This window comes from Brevundimonas vitisensis, assembly GCF_016656965.1.
In the GTDB taxonomy this organism is placed as follows: Bacteria; Pseudomonadota; Alphaproteobacteria; order Caulobacterales; family Caulobacteraceae; genus Brevundimonas; species Brevundimonas vitisensis.
The window spans coordinates 2,605,485-2,624,246 of the sequence record NZ_CP067977.1; the positions used below are offsets into that span (position 1 = coordinate 2,605,485).

An 18,762-nucleotide genomic window follows, 5' to 3' on the forward strand; every position below is an offset into this window, starting at 1 on the left:
GAAAAAAGGTCTAGCGGAGCGCCCATGACCGTCAGCTTTCACGACCGCATCGCCGCAGAACTCGCCGACATCGAGGCCCAGGGCCTGACCAAGCCGGAACGCGTGATCGCCTCCCGCCAGGGACCGGTGATCCACGTTGGCGGCCGGGATGTTCTGAATTTCTGCGCCAACAACTATCTGGGTCTGGCAGGCGACCAGCGGGTCGTCGATGCCGCCAATGCCGCCGCAGAGCAGCGGGGCGCGGGCACGGCCTCGGTCCGGTTCATCTGCGGGACGCTGGACATCCACAAACAGCTGGAGCGCGCGACCGCCGATTATCTCGGCTTCGAGGACGCCATCCTGTTCGCCGCTGCCTTCGATGCCAACGGCGGGCTGTTCGAGCCTCTGTTCGGGGCCGAGGACGCCATCGTCTCCGACAGCCTGAACCATGCCTCGATCATCGACGGGGTGCGGCTGTGCAAGGCCAAGCGGTATCGCTTTGCCACCTCGGACATGGACGACCTGGAGGTTCAGCTGAAGCAGGCCCGGGCCGACGGTGCGCGCAACATCGTCATCGCCACTGACGGGGCCTTCTCCATGGACGGCTATATCGCCCGACTGGTGGAAATCCGGGCTCTGGCAGATCGCTATGACGCCTTGATCATGGTCGACGATTGCCACGCCACGGGCTTCCTGGGTCCGCAGGGGCGGGGGTCCTTTGCCCATCACGGCGTGCAGATCGACTTCCTCAGCGGCACCTATGGCAAGGCGCTGGGCGGGGCCATGGGGGGCTTCATCTGCGCGACGGCGCCGGTGGTGCAACTGCTGAAGCAGCGGGCACGGCCCTATCTGTTCTCTAACGCCCTGGCTCCCTCGATCTGCGGGGCCAGCCTGGAGGCGATCCGCATCGCCTCGGGTTCCGAAGGAGACGAGCTGCGTGCCCGCCTGTTCGCCAATGCCGCCCGTTTCCGCGCCGCCATGACCGAGGCAGGCTTCGAACTTCTGCCCGGCGAACACCCGATCATTCCAGTGATGCTGCATGATGCCAAACTGGCCCAGACCATGGCGGCCCGGATGCTGGAACTGGGCGTCTATGTGATCGGCTTCAGCTTCCCCGTTGTCCCGCGCGGCCAGGCCCGCATTCGGACCCAGATGTCGGCGGCGCACACCTTCGAACAGATCGATCAAGCGGTCGCGGCGTTCAAGACGGCCGGCAAGGAACTGGGAGTAATCGCATGACCACCTCGACCTCGGGCACCATGAAGGCCCTGGCCAAAACCAAGCCCGGCGTCGGGCTGGAGCTGATCGATGCTCCGATCCCGGTTGCGGGGGACGAAGACGTGTTGATCCGCGTTCACCGCACCGCTGTGTGCGGCACCGACATCCACATCTGGAACTGGGACGACTGGTCCCAGAAGAACGTCCCCGTGCCCATGATCACCGGCCACGAGTTCGCCGGCGAGATCGTCGCCATCGGCAAGGACGTAGACCGCCGCCTCAAGGTCGGCCAGCGCGTCTCGGCCGAGGGCCACGTCATCGACCTGAACTCAGAAGCCGCCCGGGCCGGTCATTTCCACCTCGATCCCGACACCCGCGGCATCGGCGTGAACCGCCAGGGCGCCTTTGCAGAGTTCGTGGTGGCTCCGGCCTTCAATGTGATCGAGCTGCCCGATGACGTGCCCTATGAGATCGGCTCGATCCTGGATCCATTCGGCAATGCCGTTCACACGGCCCAGCAGTTCGACCTACTGGGTGAGGATGTGCTGGTCACCGGCGCCGGACCCATCGGCATGATGGCCGCCGCCGTCGCCCGCCATGCAGGGGCCCGCACCGTGGTCCTGACCGACATCAACGACTTCCGCCTGGAACTGGCCCAGAAGGTCGCGCCGGGCGTCCGCACCGTGAACACCACGCGCGAGGACCTGAAGGATGTCATGCACGAGCTGGGCCTGAAGGTCGGGTTCGACGTGGCTCTGGAAATGTCCGGTTCGCCTATCGCCTTCAAACAGTGCGTCGATACCCTGATCATGGGTGGCGGCATGGCGATGCTGGGCATTCCGTCCAAGCCGATGGAGACGGACTGGGGCGCGATCATCCTGAAGGCGCTGACGATCAAGGGCGTCTACGGCCGCGAGATGTTCACCACCTGGCGCAAGATGCTGGGCCTGCTGAAGGCCGGTCTGGACCTGCAGCCCCTGATCACCCACCAGATGAGCTATGACCGCTATCAGGAAGGCTTCGAGGCCATGCGTTCGGGCCAGTCGGGCAAGGTGGTCCTGAACTGGGACAAGGCGGCCTGAGCCCAGGCTTCAGGCGCGCAGTTGCCGTATCAGCGCCTTTTCGAACCCCGCCGTATCAGGTCCGGGCAGGACGTCGCCCAACTGCCCGGCCTGGAACAACTCGAACACCGTGGGGTGGACATAGGACGATCGACAGACCGTCGGTGTGTTTCCCAGCAGTCCCGCCACCGCCTTCACGCAGACGGTAATCTTGCGCTTCGCATCGGTGGGCGAGGTGGGGGCTTCGACCTCGCACAGCGCCCGCGCCGCTGAAACGGTTCCCGCCCAGGTGCGGAAGTCCTTGGCCGAAAAGCCGCCGCCCATGGCGTCGCGGATGTAGGCGTTCACATCATCGGAGGTGATCGAGACCAGGGAGCCGGTATCGTCGCGGTACTTGAACAATTGCTGTCCAGGCAGTTCCCGCAGCTGCCGTACGACGGTGGACAGGCGCCGGTCGCGCACCTTGACCTCATGCTCGACCCCGCTTTTGCCCTTGAAGGCAAAGGTCATGGCCGTGCCCGTCGCCGCCAGATGGCGCTTGTGCAGGGTCGTCAGCCCATAGGAGCGGTTCTGCTTCGCATACTGAGCGTTGCCGACCCGGATCAGGGTCAGTTCCAAAAGCCGTACGGCCGTGGCCAGGACCTTTTCGCGACAGACACCGCGTCGGTTCAGGTCCGCTTCCACCCGTTCCCGCAGTCGAGGCAGGGCGCGCGCAAAGGCTGGAAGGCGGTCGAATTTGCTGGTCGAGGCGTGGGTCGTCCAATCGGCGTGATAGCGATACTGTTTGCGCCCCTTGGCGTCGCGACCGGTGGCCTGGATGTGTCCGGTCGCCTGAGGGCAAATCCAGACATCGGTCCAGGCGGGCGGAATGGCCAGGGCCCGGATCCGGGCCAGGGTCACCTTGTCGCGAAGCACCTGTCCGCGCGCATCGCGATAGGAGAAGCCGCTGCCGGACCGGCGCCGGGTCAGCCCGGCATGTTCGTCACTGCACCAGGTCAGGCCGTGGGGGACGGCAGCGGCGCTTGCCATGTCGAAACGAGCAGAACCGTCAGCCATCGCAGCATCCTTCACGCGAACAGGAAGGGCGAACGCCGGGTCGAACCCGGCGGTTCCTCTTGACCCGATGGTTCACGCAGGACAGGGCAGGGCATGAATTATCGCCACAGCTTTCACGCCGGTAACTTCGCCGACATCCTGAAGCATGCGCTGCTGCTCTGGCTGGTGCAGGCTCGGCAGGCGGTCGGGCCGGTGACGGTCATCGACACCCATGCGGGCGCGGGTCTGTACGACCTCAGCGGCGATGGTGCGCGATCGCGCGAAGCCGAGGCCGGGGTGGAGCGGCTGATGGCCAGCCGGGATCGACCGCCGCTGATCGAGGCCCTGGCATCCGAAGTCGCGGCGATAAACCCTGGCGGAGGCACGGCCCTCTATCCGGGATCGCCCATTCTAGTGGCCCGTCGTCTGCGGTCGGAGGACCGTTATCTGGGGTTCGAGATGAATCCGCCGGTCCTGGGATTGCTCGAGCAGGCGCTGGAGACCTGGCCCACGGCACAGGCGATCGGCGGCGACGGATACGATCAGGCGGTTGTTGCGGCAAATGCTGTCCGGGCACCCCTGGTGCTGATCGACCCGCCGTTTGAGCGGCCTGACGACTACGTCCGATCCGCCGACACGGCAGCGGCGATCGTGCGGGCCGACAGGGCGGCGACCGTCGCCATCTGGACCCCGTTGAAGGACCTTGAAACCTTCGACGGATTCATCCGGCGGATCGAGGGGGCCAAGGTCGGACCGGCGCTGGTCGCCGAGGCGCGCCTCAGACCGCTGACCAATCCGATGAAGATGAACGGCTGTGCCCTGGTGATCGTCAATCCGCCCAAAGGGGCCGAGGCGGCCGCGCGCGTGGTCTGCGACTGGGTCGCCAACATCCTCGGCGAACAGGGCGCTCGCGCAGAGGTGTGGAGCGCTTAGCGCCTCATTCGATGACTTCGCCGGGCTCGTACAGGTGGGGCTCGAAGGTGGCGACGGCCATGATCGGTTCCATGGCGGCGACGACGGCCGGGTCGCGGGTCATGGCCTTCCAATCCTCGCGAGAGCGCCAGACGGCGTGGTTGGCGACGACCTTGCCGTTCAGACCCCGGTGCAGGGTGGCCGAGATGAAGCCCTCCAGGCCGCGCTGGGCCTGGGCCAGCTGGGTCAGGTACTCGATCAGATCCTCCTGACGCGCCGGGTCGCATTTATAGACATTGATCAGCACGACCGGCGCATTGTCGTCATCCATGGAGGCGGCCTTTCATCCCTGAAGCGGCTCTTGTAGCGCCAAGGGGGTTTCCGTGTCGTGCATGATGCCTGCATAGGGTGTCGGAATGACGCCGTCCGCCAAACCCATCGCCATTCTCGAAACCGGCAAGCCGCCGGAGGCTCTGCGCGACGAGTTCGACGACTATCCGGCCCGGTTCCGTGCCCTGCTGGGGGAGGGCGTGGCGACGGCCCGGTTCGACGTTCAGGCGGGGCGGTTGCCACAGAACCCGTCAGACTATGCCGGGGCCATCGTCACGGGCTCGGCGGCCGGTGTCTATGATGACCTGCCCTGGATCGCGCCGCTGCTGGACTGGCTAAGGCTCGCGCGCGGCCAGACGCGTCTGGTTGGAATCTGTTTTGGGCACCAGGCCATGGCCCAGGCCTTCGGCGGACAGGTCGCCAAGTCAGAACGCGGCTGGGGCGTCGGGCTGCACCGATACCGGATCGTTGCCGAAGAGCCGTGGATGTTCCCGCGCGCGCCCGCCATCGCCATCCCCGTGTCGCATCAGGATCAAGTTTTGGTGCCGCCGCCCGATGCCCGCGTGATCGCCGCCAGCGACTTCACCCCCTATGCCGGGCTGGCCTTCGGCCAGGACGCCATGTCGTTCCAATGCCATCCGGAGTTCCACCCCGCCTATGCCGCCGCCCTGGTCGAAAGCCGGCGGGGAAGAATCGATGAGGCGCTGGCGGATCAGGCCGTGGCATCCCTGGCCATGCCGAACGACCGGGCCGTACTGACGGCGTGGATCCGGGCCTTCCTGCTGCTGACGCCCCCGCCGGTAGAGGCCGAGGGCAGCGGGATCTAGGTCGTCAACGGCCTGGCCTCCAGGTCACGGCCACTTCACGACCGGGGGCATGGAGCTGAGGATCGATTCGACATTGCCGCCGGTCTTCAGCCCAAACATGGTGCCGCGGTCGTAGAGCAGGTTGAACTCCACATACCGCCCGCGCCGGATCAGCTGCTCCTCGCGCTCCTCGGCCGTCCACGGCTCGTTCATGCGGCTGGCGACGATGGCCGAATAGACGTCCAGGAAGGCCGTGCCCACGTCGCGGGTGAAGGCGAAGTCGGCATTGTGGTCGCCGCTGTCGTGGTGGTCGTAGAAGATGCCGCCGATGCCGCGCGGCTCGTTACGGTGAGGCAGCCAGAAATATTCGTCACACCAGGCCTTGAAGCGGGGATGGTAGGTCGGGTCGTGGGCGTCGCAGGCCGCCTTCATGGCCGAGTGGAAGGCCAAGGCGTCGGGCGCATCCTGGTGTCGGTCGACGTCCAGTACCGGCGTCAGGTCGGCCCCGCCACCGAACCAGCTCTGGGTCGTGGCGATGAAGCGGGTGTTCATGTGCACGGCGGGCACGCGCGGGCTGACCGGATGGGCGATCAGGCTGATGCCGGTGGCAAAGAAGCGCGGGTCCTCGGCCGCGCCGGGCACAGTCTTGGCATAGTCGGGGACAAAGGTGCCGTGCACGGTCGAGACATGGACCCCGACCTTTTCGAATAGTCGGCCGTGCATCATGCCCATGACGCCGCCGCCGCCCTGTTCGCGGCTCCAGGGGGTGCGGACGAAGCGGCCCGGTTCGCCAGCGAACAAGTCGGCAGGAGCCTGATCCTCCAGCGCCTCGAAGCCGGCGTGGATGCGGTCGCGCAGGGTCTCGAACCAGGCGCGGGTCTCGACCTTTTTCAGGTCCAGCGGATCGGAGAGGAGGGCGTCGCTCATGCGGTGCTGTTTATCGGGTCGGCCGCGCCGCGAGAAGGTGCGGCGACTCCTCACGCTTTGTTACATCCCGGTCTCGCCTTCGCGCGCGCAGCGCGTTAGTCAGGGCGAGACGAGTGGGGCCAACCTGCCGCGACCGACAGACAACTTCAGGGGCTACAGATGACCAAGTGGGTGTACGGCTTCGGCGGTGGGTCCGCCGACGGCGATGCGTCGATGAAGAACCTTCTCGGCGGCAAGGGCGCGAACCTGGCCGAGATGTCGTCGCTGGGCTTGCCTGTTCCGCCGGGCTTTACCGTCACGACCGAGGCCTGCGTCCACTATTATTCCAACGGACAGACCTATCCCGAGGCCTTGGCCGACCAGGTCGCGGCCGGGCTGAAGACCGTGGAAGGCATCGTCGGCAAAACATTCGGTGACGCCGCCAATCCCCTGCTGGTCAGCGTGCGATCGGGTGCGCGGGCGTCGATGCCCGGCATGATGGACACCGTCCTGAACCTGGGCCTGAACGACCAGACGGTCGAGGGGCTGGCCACCCTGTCGGGCGATCGCCGGTTCGCCTTCGACAGCTACCGCCGCTTCATCACCATGTATTCCAACGTGGTCCTGGGCCTCAGCCACGACGATTTCGAAGAGGTTCTGGACGATCACAAGGACCGGCTGGGCGTCACGGTCGACACCGACCTGTCGGCGGCCGACTGGGAGAAGGTGGTCGCGGACTACAAACAGGTCGTTGAGCGCGAGCTGGGCACCCCCTTCCCGCAGGATCCGCACGAACAGCTTTGGGGCGCGATCTCGGCCGTGTTCGCCAGCTGGATGAACGATCGGGCCAAATTCTATCGCCGCATGCACGACATCCCCGAAAGCTGGGGCACGGCGGTCAATGTCCAGTCGATGGTCTTCGGCAATATGGGCCAGACCTCGGCGACGGGCGTGGCCTTTACCCGCAACCCCTCGACCGGAGAAGCGCGCCTGTATGGCGAGTTCCTGATCAATGCCCAGGGCGAGGACGTGGTGGCGGGCATCCGCACGCCGCAGTCGCTGACCAAGGCCGGGCGCGAGGAAATGGGCGAGACGGCACCCTCGATGGAAGAGGCCATGCCGGAGGTGTTCGGTCAGTTCGTCGAGGTCGTCGGACGGCTGGAGACCCACTATCGCGACATGCAGGACATCGAGTTCACGGTCGAGCAGGGCCGGCTGTGGATGCTGCAGACCCGCAACGGCAAGCGCACGGCCAAGTCTGCGCTGAAAATCGCTGTCGATCTGGCGGCCGAGGGCGTGATCAGCCAGGACGAGGCCATCGGCCGGGTCGAGCCGTCGGCCCTGGACCAGCTGCTTCACCCCACGCTGGACCCGAATGCGGCGCGGACGGTGGTGGCGACGGGCCTGCCGGCCAGTCCCGGCGCGGCAACCGGCAAGATCGTGTTCGACGCGGATGAGGCCGAGCGGCTGAGCCAGCTGGGCGATGCCGTCATCCTGGTGCGCGAGGAGACCTCGCCGGAGGATATTCACGGCATGCATGCGGCCCGAGGCATCGTGACGGCACGCGGCGGCATGACCAGCCACGCGGCGGTCGTGGCGCGGGGCATGGGACGCCCCTGCGTCTCTGGCGCGGGCGAGGTGCATATCGACGACAAGGCGGGAACCTTCACCGCGCGGGGTCGGACCTTCCGGGCCGGAGAGGTCATCACCATTGATGGCTCAAAAGGCGAGGTCCTGGACGGGGCCGTGCCGATGATCGAGCCGGAGCTGACCGGGGACTTCCAGACCCTGATGGCCTGGGCTGACGCCGCCCGGCGGCTGATGGTGCGGGCCAATGCCGAGACGCCCCTGGATGCCAAGACGGCGCGTGGCTTCGGCGCCGAGGGGATCGGTCTGTGCCGGACCGAGCACATGTTCTTCGACGAGGCCCGCATCGCCGCCGTGCGCGAAATGATCCTGGCCGATGACGAAAAGGGCCGCCGCACGGCCTTGGCCAAGATTGCGCCGTTCCAGAAGGCCGACTTCGTCGAACTGTTCACCATCATGGCGGGGCTGCCGGTCACGATCCGCCTCCTGGATCCGCCGCTGCACGAGTTCATCCCTCATACGGACGAGGACATCGACGCCCTGGCGGCCGCCTCTGGTCTGGATGCCGACAAGCTGAAGCGCCGGGCGCGCGAACTGCACGAGACCAATCCCATGCTGGGCCACCGGGGGTGCCGCCTGGGCGTCGCCTATCCGGAAATCTACGAGATGCAGGTCCGCGCCATTCTGGAGGCGGCTCTCGAGGTCAAGAAAACCGCCGCCGAGGCCCCGATCCCGGAGATCATGCACCCGCTGGTCGCCCTGGGTCTGGAAATGAAATATCTGCGTGAGCTGACGGACCGCACGGCCGAGGCTGTGTTCGCCGACGCGGGCGACCGGGTCGACTATCTGGTCGGCACCATGATTGAACTGCCGCGCGCCGCCCTGCGGGCTGGCGACCTGGCCGAATACGCCGAGTTCTTCTCGTTCGGCACCAACGATCTGACCCAGACGACCTTTGGCATCAGCCGCGACGATTCGGGTCGGTTCCTGCAGGCCTATATGGACAAGGGGATTTTCGAGACCGACCCCTTCGTCCGCCTGGACCAGGAAGGCGTCGGCGACCTGATCCGCATTGCAGCGGAACGTGGGGGCAAGGCGCGGCCCGACATCAAGATGGGCATCTGCGGCGAGCATGGCGGCGATCCCGCCTCGATCGCCTTCTGTGAGGAGGTGGGCCTGAACTATGTCAGCTGCTCGCCCTATCGCGTGCCGATCGCCCGACTGGCCGCCGCCCAGGCCGCACTGAATGCCCGCAGCGGGACCGAGCGCGAAAAGGACCGCTGAGGCGGCCAAGCCCTGCTCGCAGAGTTCGTGCGGCGAGTCCTAGGCGGTCTTTAGATGTACACGACCTGCAAAGGCGCTTCGTCTGAAGGCGTCGCTCCGCATTCGCGGGCTGCAGTCAGTAAGGCCTGCGTGACCTCTGCATGTCGCTGGCCCGTGATTGCGAAACTGGTCGCGGTGCTGCTGGCCGCAATGACCCTCACGGAATCGCTTGGTGTTCCAAAAACGAAGCGCACAGCCCTTAGATCGATGGAGGCCGCCGGCTGGGATGCATCAACCCACGTCAGGTTGAGCTCGCAAGCCTGGACAACGGCTTGGTCAACGACACCCAGAATTGAGGTCTGACCCCGCTGAAGCGGCACCAGACTTGTAGTGGCACCCACAAGGCTGGTGGCCAGAACATTGGAGGCGGCACTATTGCCCGCATGCGCAACAGGGCTGGCATGCGAACAGGCCCCTGCCAGTAGCGTCAGCGATATGAACCAAGCCTGATGACGCATGGGATGACTTTCGTTTGGCCGGATGGCGTTGGTGCGCAGCCTAGCTGGATGAGTGACAGCTTGTAAGGCTGTCCCCCGATCGTCCGAACCAGCCATTTTATTGCCACGCTCGAAGTAACGACGTGTGTGCCTTTGCGCGCACAGTTGCAGGATCGTAATGTTCAGGCCTTGGAACGGCCCAGAACCCTGCCCATTTCACCCCTCGCTGGATGGGGCCGGTGACTGATGAAGTCATCGCATCCTGGAGATAAGAAACAATGCGTAACATTCTGCTCGCTGCTACTGCCATTTCTCTGTTCGCCGTTCCGGCGATGGCTCAGAACTCGCCGTTCGCAAACAGCTACGGCACGATCGGCTATACTCAACTGGACGGAAGCGACGGTGATCTTGGTGCGATCACGGGCCGCCTGGGCACCAAGCTGAACCCGAACTTCGGTCTGGAAGGCGAAGTCTCCTTCGGCGTCGATGACGACGAGAGCAGCTTTGCCGGCGTCGATACCAAGGTGGAACTGGAATATGACGCCGCCGCCTATGGCGTCGCCTATCTGCCGATCAGCGACCAGTTCGAACTGTTCGGCCGCCTGGGTTACGGCACCACCGAGATCAAGGCTTCGGCTCCGGGCGTGTCCCTGACCGAGGACGGTGAAAGCTGGAACTATGGCGCGGGCGCCCAGTATTTCTTCGATGGCCAGAACGGCGTTCGGGGCGACTGGACGCGTCGCGACTTCACCGATGACGGTGGCGAGGTCGACACCTATTCGCTGAACTACGTCCGCCGCTTCTAAGGCGGTCGGCGATCAGTCGATCCCAGGGCGCGTTCCGAAGGGGACGCGCCCTTTTCGTATCAGGCCGCCGCGAAACCGGGGGCCAGGGCCCAGCGCTGAGAGCCTTCGCCGAAGGGGCGAAAGAACATGTCGCGGTAGTGTTCGAACACCTCGATGATCCGCGAAGCCATGTCCTGGCGTCGGACTTCCAGTCCGCGCTGACGCTGAAGTGCGGTCACACAGTCGATAACGACCGTCTGGTGAGCCGATCCGCCCAGGCTTCGCAGGACGGTAGCGATATCCCACGCCAGCGGATCTTTGTTCGGCATCATGCCCTTGGCCTCGGTCTGAGCCATGCGGGTCTCCCCTGTTCTCGACACGACAACGCCTCGCAAAACCGTCGGCAAATCGCAAGCGTCAGCGCAAAATCGTGAACGGAATCCCGATCAGCCGCGCTTCCGCACGAACACCGTCCCGGCCGAATAACCCGCGCCGAACGAGCAGATCAGGCCGGTGTCGCCCGGTTCGAGGCCCTCCTGGTGCAGGTGGAAGGCGATAATCGATCCGGCCGAAGAGGTGTTGGCGTACTCGTCCAGGATGATGACGTTCTCGGCCGGGGTGGGGTCACGGCCCAGCACCTTGCGCCCGATCATGGCGTTCATGTTGATGTTGGCCTGGTGCAGCCACAGCCGCGACAGGGTGGAGGCCTCGATCCCCAGGTCCGCAGCGTGGTCGACGATCATGTCCGACACCATCGGAACGACATCCTTGAAGACCTTGCGACCCTGCTGGACGAACAGCTTGTCGGGCGCTCCGATCCCCTCGGGCGCGGCATTGTTCAGGAAGCCGAAATTGTTGCGGATGTTGTTGGAGAAGACGGTCTTCAGCCGGGTGCCCAGGATGTCCCAGCCCCCCGGACCGGCCTGATCCGAGGCCTCGACGATGACGGCGGTGGCCACGTCGCCAAAGATGAAGTGGCTGTCGCGATCGCGGAAATTCAGGTGGGCGGAACAGACTTCGGGGTTGACCATGAGCACGGCCTTGACCGAGCCGGAGGCGATGAAATCGGCGGCGGTCTTGATGCCGAAAGTGGCCGATGAACAGGCCACGTTCATGTCGAAGGCGAAACCGTCAATGCCCAGGGCCTGCTGGATCTCGACCGCAAGAGCCGGATAGGGGCGGGGCATGTTGGAGGCGGCACAAAGAACAGCCCCGATCTCGCTGACCGGCTTGCCCCAGGCGGCGATGGCCTGGTGGGCGGCCTTGACCGCCATCTCAGCCATGATCGACAGTTCGTCGTTACTGCGTTCCGGGATGTTCGGGGCCATACGGGCAGGGTCGAGGACGCCCGCCTTGTCCAGCACGAAGCGGCTTTTGATGCCCGATGCCTTTTCGATGAATTCCACCGAGGAGGGGGTCAGGGCCTCGACGTCGCCCTCGGCGATCTGGGCGGCGTGCTGGGCGTTGAAGCCCTCGGCGTAGGCATTGTAGGCGGCGACCAGCTCGGCATTGGAGATGGATTGATCGGGCGTGAATAGGCCGGTGGCGGCGATCACGGCGGAAGGGGCTTGCACGGTCACTCAGAGGGTCCGTTGTCGTTGAAGACGCCTTAGTAGGCCGGTGGAAGGCTGCGGTCGAGACTGGCTGTTAGGGCACGCAGCCAGCGGCGCACGGGGCCCCTCGCGGGACCAGGGCGCTCCGGCGTGTCACTGAGCGACCGGATCAGATCCTCGACCTCGCAGGGCCAGCCGTCCTGGGTGACATAGAGCGGGTATTCGATCAGGCTGGCGGCCACCAGCTGATCCAGAGTCAGGCGGCGGGTCCGACGTGGGCAAGGCAGGGCGTCTTCCGTAAGACCCCAGCCGGCGTAGAAGGGCCGCCCCCAGGTCAGCACCGGCTTGCCCCGCAGCAGGGCCTCGAACCCGGTTAGGGAGGTCAGGGTGGCAATCGCATTCGCCGCATCGATGCAGGCCGCGATGCCCATATCATCGGCGCGGGCGTCCAACAGGTCTGATGCCTCGGCGGGCAGGGCACCGGGACGGTTTCCGGCTCGAACGTCGGGGTGGTCGCGATAAATCAGGAAGGCCTCGGGATGGGCGGCGCGCACGGCAGCCACCAGGCCGGCATTGGTGCGGATGTCCTCGCAACCCAGCAGGATGGAGCGGTCGTTCTCGACCTGACCGACAATCAGGATGCGGCGGCGATCGGTGTTCCAGACGGGCGCGGCGGGACAGGCCAGATTGTATTTGCTGAGGCCGCTTTCCACGATGGCCTGGCGCAGATTGCGGGCGCGCTGCAAAAGTTCGGGCGGAAAATCCCGGCTCTGAAGCCATGTCTCCAGCTCGGACGGGCGGGTGCCATCATAGTGGGCCCCGGTGGCATCGAGGGTCACGGAAAGCGCCGGGATGAAGTCCGAGCCGAGGCCGCGCGAGCGGAGAAATCCATCTTCCATCCGCCAAAGGGGAAGATCTGCCGCCGCCGCTGCGGCTGTCGTTTCCCGTCGCTCCTGCCCGCCCCAGCACAGCAGACGGCCCCCCTTGGCGCGGACCTCGGCGACGGCAGCACTCGCAGAGCCGTGAAATTCGAGGTGGCCCAGCGGGCTGTTCATCAGGCGGCGCACTGCGGCGCGCTTGGCGGGGGTGAAGTCGACCGCGGCGTAGGAGCCGGCCAGACGGCGGGCGCGGCGGGTCAGGGCGGCCAGGCGGTCTACCGCTTCCTCGGCTTGGCATGGATGGCCAGTGATGGGATCGACATAGCGGCTGTAGCGGATCAGGGCGGCGGCCGCGACCGCCTCCAGGCTGCGGTTCAGGCCGCGCCGACCCGTCTGGACCCTGTCGCGAGTCAGGCCCCACCCTGAATAGAAGGGCGCACCAAAGCATCGGACGGGGATATCCCTCAGCAGCGCCTCGAACCCCAGTCCGCTGGTCACGACATAGACGGCGTGAACATGGCGCAGCAGGTCGGCGGCGGCCACGTCGTCCATGACGGTCAGACCGGTCAGGTCCGCATCGTCGATGCACCCGCGCTTGACCCCGGCCGCGACGGCGGGATGCCGTTTCACGATCAGCTGAGCGTCCGGTTCATCCATGCGGGCCGCCGCGACCATGGCGGCAAAGGCGTCGGGACCTGCAAGGCCCAGCCGAAGCGAGGCGTCGCCTGCCGTCTGGTCCACGATCAGCACGCGCCGGCGCAGCTCCAGCCGCGCGGTATCGACCGGCTGGCCCAGGTTGGTGCGCGACAGGCCCGCCGTGACGATCCGGTCGATCAAGGCCCGGCTGCGGGTCTGCATGGCCGCATCGCACCAGTCCGGTGCCGTCTCGATCAGCCGCTCCAGCGCAGAGGGCCGGGTGGCATCGTAATAGATGCCCAGGTCATCGACGATCAGGCTTTGGCTGACCGCGCCCGTCTCGCCCAGGCCCACCGAGCGCAGGAAGCCGTCCTCGATGGCGACATAGGGCAGATGACGCGCCCTGGCGGTCCAGCGGCCTACGGCGGTGGACCCCTTCAGCCCCCAACCGACCACAGCCCGGACATCGGGACCGGGCAGGGCGCGCAAGGCAAGATCGGGCAGCAGCGCCTGCCGAAACGGCAGGGACAGAATGCCGGGGGCGCAGGCCCAGGCGGGAGTCGTCCCCGCGCTCATCCGTGGGGGGTTGTGGCGGCGTAGCGCGCCAGCAGGGCCTCTGCTGCTTCCAGATGCAGGCGCTCGACCATTCTGCCATCCAGCCGAATGGCCCCCTTGCCGGCGGCGTCCGGAGCCGAGAAGGCCTCGACGATAGCGCGGGCGGCTGCGACCTCGGCGGGGGATGGACCGAAGGTCGCGTGGCTTTGGGCGATCTGGCCAGGGTGGATCAGGCTCTTGCCGTCGAAGCCGTAAAGCCTGCCTTGGCGGCACTCGGCTGCAAAGCCTTCTGCATCATCGATACGGTTGAAGACCCCGTCCAGGGCGATCAGGCCATGGGCGCGGGCGGCCGCAACCGTCTGGGCCAGCCAGGGCTTCAGCGGCTCGCGATCATCGGAAGTTCCCGTGCCGAGGCCGGTAGCCAGGTCATTGACGCCCAACATCAGGCCGACCAGGGCCTTGCTCGATCCGGCGATGGCGTCCAACCGCAGGGCGGCTGCGGGCGTTTCGATCATGGCGATCAGTCGGGCACCCGGCGGCGAGGCGGCTGCCAGGGCCTGCACGGCCTCAGCGCTTTCAACCTTGGGCGCGACGATCAGCGTCGCGTCGGCCTGGGCCAGGGCAGACAGGTCGTCGGAGCCCCATGGAGTATCCAGTCCGTTGATACGGACCGCCAGGCGGGGCCGAAAGCCGCCACTGCGAAGGGCGGCGACGGCGGCATCGCGCGCCTCGGCCTTCATTTCGGGCGCGACGGCATCTTCCAGGTCCAGGACAGCGACGTCGCAATCCAGGCCCCTGGCCTTTTCGACGGCGCGGGGGTTGGAGGCGGGAAGGAAAAGGACGCTGCGCCACAGGTCGGTCATCGGCGAGGGCACCACAAACAGAGCGGGATGAGCAAAAGGGCTGAGGCCGAAGTCTAGCCCACGGCGCGGTGCGAGCGCTGCGGTTTTCTTCAGCCTGCTGCGAATACCGCCTGCATCAGTCGCTCAAGGGCCTGAGCATCGACTTGGTCGAAGGCGGATTTTTCGGTGGCGTCGACGTCCAGGACCGCGATCAAGTTACCGGCAGCGTCGAAGACGGGCACCACGATTTCGCTCTGTGAGCGGCTATCGCAAGCGATGTGGCCGGGGAAGGCATGCACGTCTTCAACGACCTGGGTTTGACGCTGGGCCGCGGCCGTCCCGCAGACACCCCGGCCGAAGGCGATGCGAAGACATCCCAAGGTGCCCTGATACGGGCCGACCACCAGTTCATCCGACTTGTCCGGGTCGACGACGTAGAAGCCGGTCCAGAAGAACAGGTCGAAAGCGTCGTTCAGCATGGAGGCGACCGTCGCCATCCGGGCCGTCTGGTTCGATTCACCCTCCAGCACGGCCAGGATTTCAGCCTCGACCTCCGCATAACGGGCGGCCTTGTCGTCGGGGCGGTCGGGTCGGGCGATATAGGCCACGGCGGTCTCCGTCAGTCTGGGTGGCGGATATAGAGGACGCGATGGTTGCGCGCGAGAGGTGCGCCCGGAGGATTCCCCAAGCAGGTGAAACCTTAACCATATGATTGGCGGACAGATATCGTTGGAGTCACAAATGGGCCGCAGTGCAGAACGGGAATTGACCCGGCTCGCCTTAACCTTGACAGAAGGTTAATGGGGCACGACGATCCGGGGTGGAGTAACGGTCGATGAACAGTGTCCTTGCGGGCATAGTCGCGAACGGTTGGGGTGAGGGGTAGATGAGCCAGGCCGACGGCAACAATGACGGGCGCGGCTCAGCCGTGCGCAGCCGTGCGCCCGTGGCCATCGCCGGTGTCGCCGCACTGCTGGTGGCCGCCACACTGTCCATGGCCGCCTGTGGCGAGGGTACCCAGACCTTCTGGCGCAAGGGCGATTCGGCTGCGAGCAATGCCTGCCCGCGGCCGGCAGCCCTGACGGGATCCGAGTTCAATGCCCAGGAAACCGGGCTGCGCGCCCTGCGGCGCGCTGCCTTCCGTGGGGACTTCTTTGCTCAGCTGGAGCTGGGCAGCCGCTATGCGGCGGTGCGGGCCACCGACAAGAACATCGAGGACCCGATCGAAAGTTCGGTCTGGCTGGCCATGGCGCTGGCCAATGAGGAAGGCTTTGCCCCGATCAACCGCGTGGAGCGCGGCGTGTTCGGCGGCTTCCGGCCCCTGTCCAAATACGACGACTGCCGTGCCTGGGAGCGGGACACGGCCTATCAACGCCTGAACAACCAGCTGTCGCAGATGACGCGCGAGGAACAGGAAGCTGTTCGTGACCGGGTCATCTATGTGCTGTCGACCCAGGATGCGCAGGGGTTCCGCACCTTGGCCCGCCTGCATGACGGCCTGTATGGCCCATACGGCGAGCCTGAAGACAATCGTCAGGCGCGCGAGGCCCAGGGACGCCCCGGCGGCGGCAACGACCGCAATCGTCGCGGCGGGGCCTGGGCGGCGGTCAATCTGTTCCAGCGCAACGACGTCGACGCCTATCTTTACAACTATCTGGCGGTGCAGACGGGCGATGTCGGGGCCTATGTCCTGCTGAAGGACTTCGAGCGCTCTTCGCCGCACCGCAGCCGATATGGGGCGTTCGTCGAAGCCAAGGCGCGTCAATGGGTGCCGCCCTTCGAATTCTATCCCAATACCGCGCCGGCCTCGGGTGTGCCCTTCTCGGACGAGAGCCGTCCGCGCGGCGACGCGTATGAATATGCCCTGTCGCGGATGGCGGGCGAGCTGCCCTTCATCCATGTGGGCCGGGCCCTGAGATACCTCGGTGTGGTCGATACAGTCCCTCTGCGGCCGGAGGATCTCTCCAAGCGGCAGATCGAGACGCTGGAAGCCATGCTCGGCCACCCGATGGAGGGCCGGCTTTCCTATCAGGAGCGCGTGCGGGCCATCCAACTGGCCGCCGTCAACGGATCGTCCGAAGCCCAGCTGGTGCTGGCCGTCATGTATGCCGAGGGTATCGGCGTGCCGCCCGACTATGCCCGCGCTTTCCATTGGTTCGAGCAGGCCGCGAAACAGGGGAGTCCGGAGGCCAAGTTTGCCTTGTCGTCCTATTTCGCCCTCGGCGTCGCCGGGGTGGCGGACCAGGACAAGGCCGAGGCCGTGGTTCTTCGCATTGAATCAGCCCTGTCGGGCTTTGGTCCGTCCGCTGCCCGCCTGCAGGCGGTCCTGTCCCAGGTTTCTCGATCACAGCGCCGATAGGAGGGCGTGAGGTCATGTACAGTCGTCGTAACGCCTCTCTTTTGAAGACGCCTCTGGCAGCGATCGCGGCCATGGTGGTCGCTGCGTCGGGCGTGGTTCTGTCGCTGCCCGATACGGCTCAGGCCCAGAGCGCCGCCCGTGTCGAGAGCCAGACCCGGCCGAACTTCGGTGTGCTGATCGATCCGCCGACGCGCGGCAGCCGCAGCCGAGGGTCAGCCCGTCGCTGGCGCTACAACGACCATCGCCCTGACTATCGCCCGGTCCCGCCGCGCGCGGGTGGCGAGGAGATCGTTCTTATCGACTGCGGAGGCAATCCGGGTACGGGAGCGGTCGAGGATGCGGTCCGCCGCGTGCGTCCGGGCGGCACCCTGATCATCCGGGCGCGGGGTGGCCCCTGCGTCGGCTGGCTGAACATCGACAAGCCGATGACCATCATCGGCGAGAGCGGCTTTGACCCCCGTGACTGGGCCCGCCATCCTACCCCGACGCTTCAGGCCCCCGATGGCCTGCCGTGCATGACGGTGGCCCAGGGTGTGCGGGTCGAGGTGCGCGACATGCTGTTCGCCGCGCCGCGCGCCGGGGATGCGGCCTGTATCGTCGGCTATGGGGCCGAGATTATCCTGAACCGCGCGGGCATGCGCTACGTCGGTGACGAGGCGGCGGTCTATGCCGACGGAGGTCTGCTGGACATTCGGAACGTCGTCATCGAGGCCCAGACCGTAGCCCCGGCCATCGTGGCCGATGGGGCGACCCTGACGGCCTATGAGATGGTGATCGGCGGCGCCCAGGTCGGGCTGGAGCTGACGCCGGGCGCAGGCCAGACGGCAACGATTTCGACCAGCACCCTGCTGGGTGTCGAGGCCCCGAACAATTTCGGCCCGCGCTCGATCGGTGTGATCATCCGCTCGGGCCGCGACTATGGCCGGGTCGAGATCGAGAACACCGCCATCTGCGGCTATGTCGAGGGCGTGGCGATCGAGGGTGCCTCGGTGGCGATCACCGGCAGCCGGATCTGCAAGTCCGAAAAGGGCGTGGTCCTTTACAATGGCGAACTGCGGCTTGCCGACAGTCGGGTCCGCGCTGCCAGCGTCGGTGTGGCCGCCGCGTCGGGCCGTGCGGTGATCGTGAACAACAGCTTCTCGGGCGTTCGCGAGGTCTATTACAGCGAGGACCGTTCCAACATCGAAGCGCGTGGCAACAAGGTCTGGTCGCGCAGCCTGTGCCGGGCGCGGTTCCGCGAGCGTTCGCGGGGGCGCTATGAGCCTTACTGGTCGCCGGGCCAGGGCTGGGAATGCGTCTATGGTTCCTATCCTCGCGACCGTTGGGCGGATGAGGACGGTCTGCTGGGTCTGGAATACTACGACGATGGTTATACCCTTGATGGATATGACTATTTCCAGTCCGGCTACGGCTACTATGATCGCGACGGCCGATATATTCGTGACGACCGTTATCGCGGCGACGAGCGCTGGCAGCCCGAACGCCGGGGCCTGTTTGGTGGCCGCGACCGCCGCTAGGTCCGGATTGCAAAGACGGAATGAGGGCCCGGATGCGAAAGCA

The 18,762-nt window shown here is 66.0% G+C and carries 17 protein-coding genes; 8 read left to right on the forward strand and 9 right to left on the reverse strand.

Annotated elements, in window-relative coordinates; translation table 11 throughout:
* The first annotated feature begins 24 nt into the window (after window positions 1-24).
* Together JIP62_RS13150 and tdh are read left to right on the forward strand one after the other, a co-directional pair.
* Window positions 25-1,218 carry a glycine C-acetyltransferase gene (locus JIP62_RS13150; protein ID WP_201102608.1) on the forward strand — a complete coding sequence of 398 codons (1,194 nt, stop codon included), beginning with the start codon at window positions 25-27 and terminating at the stop codon, window positions 1,216-1,218.
* Window positions 1,215-2,279, forward strand: a complete 1,065-nt coding sequence (gene tdh / locus JIP62_RS13155) for an L-threonine 3-dehydrogenase (RefSeq protein ID WP_230974762.1) — start codon at window positions 1,215-1,217, stop codon at window positions 2,277-2,279. Before JIP62_RS13150 ends, tdh begins: the two co-directional genes overlap by 4 nt.
* 9 nt (window positions 2,280-2,288) lie before the next feature.
* Here tdh and JIP62_RS13160 read toward each other — a convergent pair whose 3' ends face one another.
* Window positions 2,289-3,314 (reverse strand): DNA topoisomerase IB, encoded by a 1,026-nt coding sequence (locus JIP62_RS13160; RefSeq protein WP_201102609.1) that lies wholly within the window; start codon window positions 3,312-3,314, stop codon window positions 2,289-2,291.
* A 93-nt stretch (window positions 3,315-3,407) separates the two neighbouring features.
* Here JIP62_RS13160 and rlmJ point away from each other — a divergent pair, with 93 nt between their 5' ends.
* Entirely contained in the window at window positions 3,408-4,226 is an 819-nt protein-coding gene (gene rlmJ, locus JIP62_RS13165; protein ID WP_201102610.1) for a 23S rRNA (adenine(2030)-N(6))-methyltransferase RlmJ, read from the forward strand.
* A gap of 4 nt (window positions 4,227-4,230) precedes the next feature.
* On the opposite strand, the gene JIP62_RS13170 is transcribed toward rlmJ, so the two are convergent.
* Window positions 4,231-4,536 (reverse strand): antibiotic biosynthesis monooxygenase family protein, encoded by a 306-nt coding sequence (locus JIP62_RS13170; protein ID WP_201102611.1) that lies wholly within the window; start codon window positions 4,534-4,536, stop codon window positions 4,231-4,233.
* Between the two features lie 85 nt (window positions 4,537-4,621).
* On the opposite strand from JIP62_RS13170, the gene JIP62_RS13175 reads away from it, so the two are divergent.
* Window positions 4,622-5,362 carry a type 1 glutamine amidotransferase gene (locus JIP62_RS13175; protein ID WP_201102612.1) on the forward strand — a complete coding sequence of 247 codons (741 nt, stop codon included), beginning with the start codon at window positions 4,622-4,624 and terminating at the stop codon, window positions 5,360-5,362.
* A gap of 24 nt (window positions 5,363-5,386) precedes the next feature.
* Here JIP62_RS13175 and hemF read toward each other — a convergent pair whose 3' ends face one another.
* Window positions 5,387-6,268: an oxygen-dependent coproporphyrinogen oxidase gene (hemF, locus tag JIP62_RS13180; protein ID WP_201102613.1), complete on the reverse strand. Its 882-nt coding sequence runs from the start codon at window positions 6,266-6,268 to the stop codon at window positions 5,387-5,389.
* 159 nt (window positions 6,269-6,427) lie between these two features.
* Between hemF and ppdK the strand changes: the two genes are divergently transcribed.
* The gene (ppdK, locus tag JIP62_RS13185) at window positions 6,428-9,118 is read left to right on the forward strand and encodes a pyruvate, phosphate dikinase (protein ID WP_201102614.1); all 2,691 of its coding nucleotides are present in this window, start codon (window positions 6,428-6,430) and stop codon (window positions 9,116-9,118) included.
* 50 nt (window positions 9,119-9,168) lie between these two features.
* On the opposite strand, the gene JIP62_RS13190 is transcribed toward ppdK, so the two are convergent.
* Window positions 9,169-9,615: a hypothetical protein gene (locus JIP62_RS13190; RefSeq protein WP_201102615.1), complete on the reverse strand. Its 447-nt coding sequence runs from the start codon at window positions 9,613-9,615 to the stop codon at window positions 9,169-9,171.
* Between the two features lie 257 nt (window positions 9,616-9,872).
* On the opposite strand from JIP62_RS13190, the gene JIP62_RS13195 reads away from it, so the two are divergent.
* Window positions 9,873-10,400 carry a porin family protein gene (locus tag JIP62_RS13195; RefSeq protein ID WP_201102616.1) on the forward strand — a complete coding sequence of 176 codons (528 nt, stop codon included), beginning with the start codon at window positions 9,873-9,875 and terminating at the stop codon, window positions 10,398-10,400.
* 59 nt (window positions 10,401-10,459) lie between these two features.
* Here JIP62_RS13195 and JIP62_RS13200 read toward each other — a convergent pair whose 3' ends face one another.
* The 5 genes from JIP62_RS13200 to JIP62_RS13220 form a co-directional block, all read right to left on the reverse strand.
* Entirely contained in the window at window positions 10,460-10,735 is a 276-nt protein-coding gene (locus tag JIP62_RS13200; RefSeq protein WP_201102617.1) for a hypothetical protein, read from the reverse strand.
* Window positions 10,736-10,825: 90 nt separating this feature from the next.
* The gene (locus tag JIP62_RS13205; protein ID WP_201104774.1) at window positions 10,826-11,953 is read right to left on the reverse strand and encodes a beta-ketoacyl-ACP synthase III; all 1,128 of its coding nucleotides are present in this window, start codon (window positions 11,951-11,953) and stop codon (window positions 10,826-10,828) included.
* A gap of 35 nt (window positions 11,954-11,988) precedes the next feature.
* On the reverse strand, window positions 11,989-14,022 hold the full coding sequence (locus JIP62_RS13210) for a capsular polysaccharide biosynthesis protein (RefSeq protein ID WP_230974763.1): 2,034 nt from the start codon (window positions 14,020-14,022) through the stop codon (window positions 11,989-11,991).
* A complete protein-coding gene (locus JIP62_RS13215) occupies window positions 14,019-14,864 on the reverse strand; it encodes an HpcH/HpaI aldolase/citrate lyase family protein (RefSeq protein ID WP_201102618.1) in 846 nt (281 codons plus the stop codon). The genes JIP62_RS13210 and JIP62_RS13215 overlap by 4 nt, the downstream gene beginning before the upstream one ends.
* An 89-nt stretch (window positions 14,865-14,953) precedes the next feature.
* Window positions 14,954-15,451 (reverse strand): GAF domain-containing protein, encoded by a 498-nt coding sequence (locus JIP62_RS13220; protein ID WP_201102619.1) that lies wholly within the window; start codon window positions 15,449-15,451, stop codon window positions 14,954-14,956.
* 278 nt (window positions 15,452-15,729) lie between these two features.
* On the opposite strand from JIP62_RS13220, the gene JIP62_RS13225 reads away from it, so the two are divergent.
* Together JIP62_RS13225 and JIP62_RS13230 are read left to right on the forward strand one after the other, a co-directional pair.
* On the forward strand, window positions 15,730-17,202 hold the full coding sequence (locus tag JIP62_RS13225) for a tetratricopeptide repeat protein (protein ID WP_201102620.1): 1,473 nt from the start codon (window positions 15,730-15,732) through the stop codon (window positions 17,200-17,202).
* Between the two features lie 14 nt (window positions 17,203-17,216).
* Complete coding sequence (locus JIP62_RS13230) at window positions 17,217-18,719, forward strand: hypothetical protein (protein ID WP_230974764.1); 1,503 nt, start codon at window positions 17,217-17,219, stop codon at window positions 18,717-18,719.
* Window positions 18,720-18,762: the final 43 nt, after the last annotated feature.

Excerpts from the sequence above, each read along its gene's own strand:
- JIP62_RS13190 (WP_201102615.1), bottom strand. The coding sequence starts at position 9,615 with ATGCGTCATCAGGCTTGGTTCATATCGCTGACGCTACTGGCAGGGGCC.
- JIP62_RS13210 (WP_230974763.1), bottom strand. The coding sequence starts at position 14,022 with ATGAGCGCGGGGACGACTCCCGCCTGGGCCTGCGCCCCCGGCATTCTG.
- JIP62_RS13170 (WP_201102611.1), bottom strand. The coding sequence starts at position 4,536 with ATGGATGACGACAATGCGCCGGTCGTGCTGATCAATGTCTATAAATGC.
- JIP62_RS13215 (WP_201102618.1), bottom strand. The coding sequence starts at position 14,864 with ATGACCGACCTGTGGCGCAGCGTCCTTTTCCTTCCCGCCTCCAACCCC.
- JIP62_RS13200 (WP_201102617.1), bottom strand. The coding sequence starts at position 10,735 with ATGGCTCAGACCGAGGCCAAGGGCATGATGCCGAACAAAGATCCGCTG.
- JIP62_RS13230 (WP_230974764.1), top strand. The coding sequence starts at position 17,217 with ATGTACAGTCGTCGTAACGCCTCTCTTTTGAAGACGCCTCTGGCAGCG.
- rlmJ (WP_201102610.1), top strand. The coding sequence starts at position 3,408 with ATGAATTATCGCCACAGCTTTCACGCCGGTAACTTCGCCGACATCCTG.
- JIP62_RS13150 (WP_201102608.1), top strand. The coding sequence starts at position 25 with ATGACCGTCAGCTTTCACGACCGCATCGCCGCAGAACTCGCCGACATC.
- ppdK (WP_201102614.1), top strand. The coding sequence starts at position 6,428 with ATGACCAAGTGGGTGTACGGCTTCGGCGGTGGGTCCGCCGACGGCGAT.
- JIP62_RS13175 (WP_201102612.1), top strand. The coding sequence starts at position 4,622 with ATGACGCCGTCCGCCAAACCCATCGCCATTCTCGAAACCGGCAAGCCG.
- hemF (WP_201102613.1), bottom strand. The coding sequence starts at position 6,268 with ATGAGCGACGCCCTCCTCTCCGATCCGCTGGACCTGAAAAAGGTCGAG.
- JIP62_RS13160 (WP_201102609.1), bottom strand. The coding sequence starts at position 3,314 with ATGGCTGACGGTTCTGCTCGTTTCGACATGGCAAGCGCCGCTGCCGTC.
- tdh (WP_230974762.1), top strand. The coding sequence starts at position 1,215 with ATGACCACCTCGACCTCGGGCACCATGAAGGCCCTGGCCAAAACCAAG.
- JIP62_RS13225 (WP_201102620.1), top strand. The coding sequence starts at position 15,730 with ATGAGCCAGGCCGACGGCAACAATGACGGGCGCGGCTCAGCCGTGCGC.
- JIP62_RS13195 (WP_201102616.1), top strand. The coding sequence starts at position 9,873 with ATGCGTAACATTCTGCTCGCTGCTACTGCCATTTCTCTGTTCGCCGTT.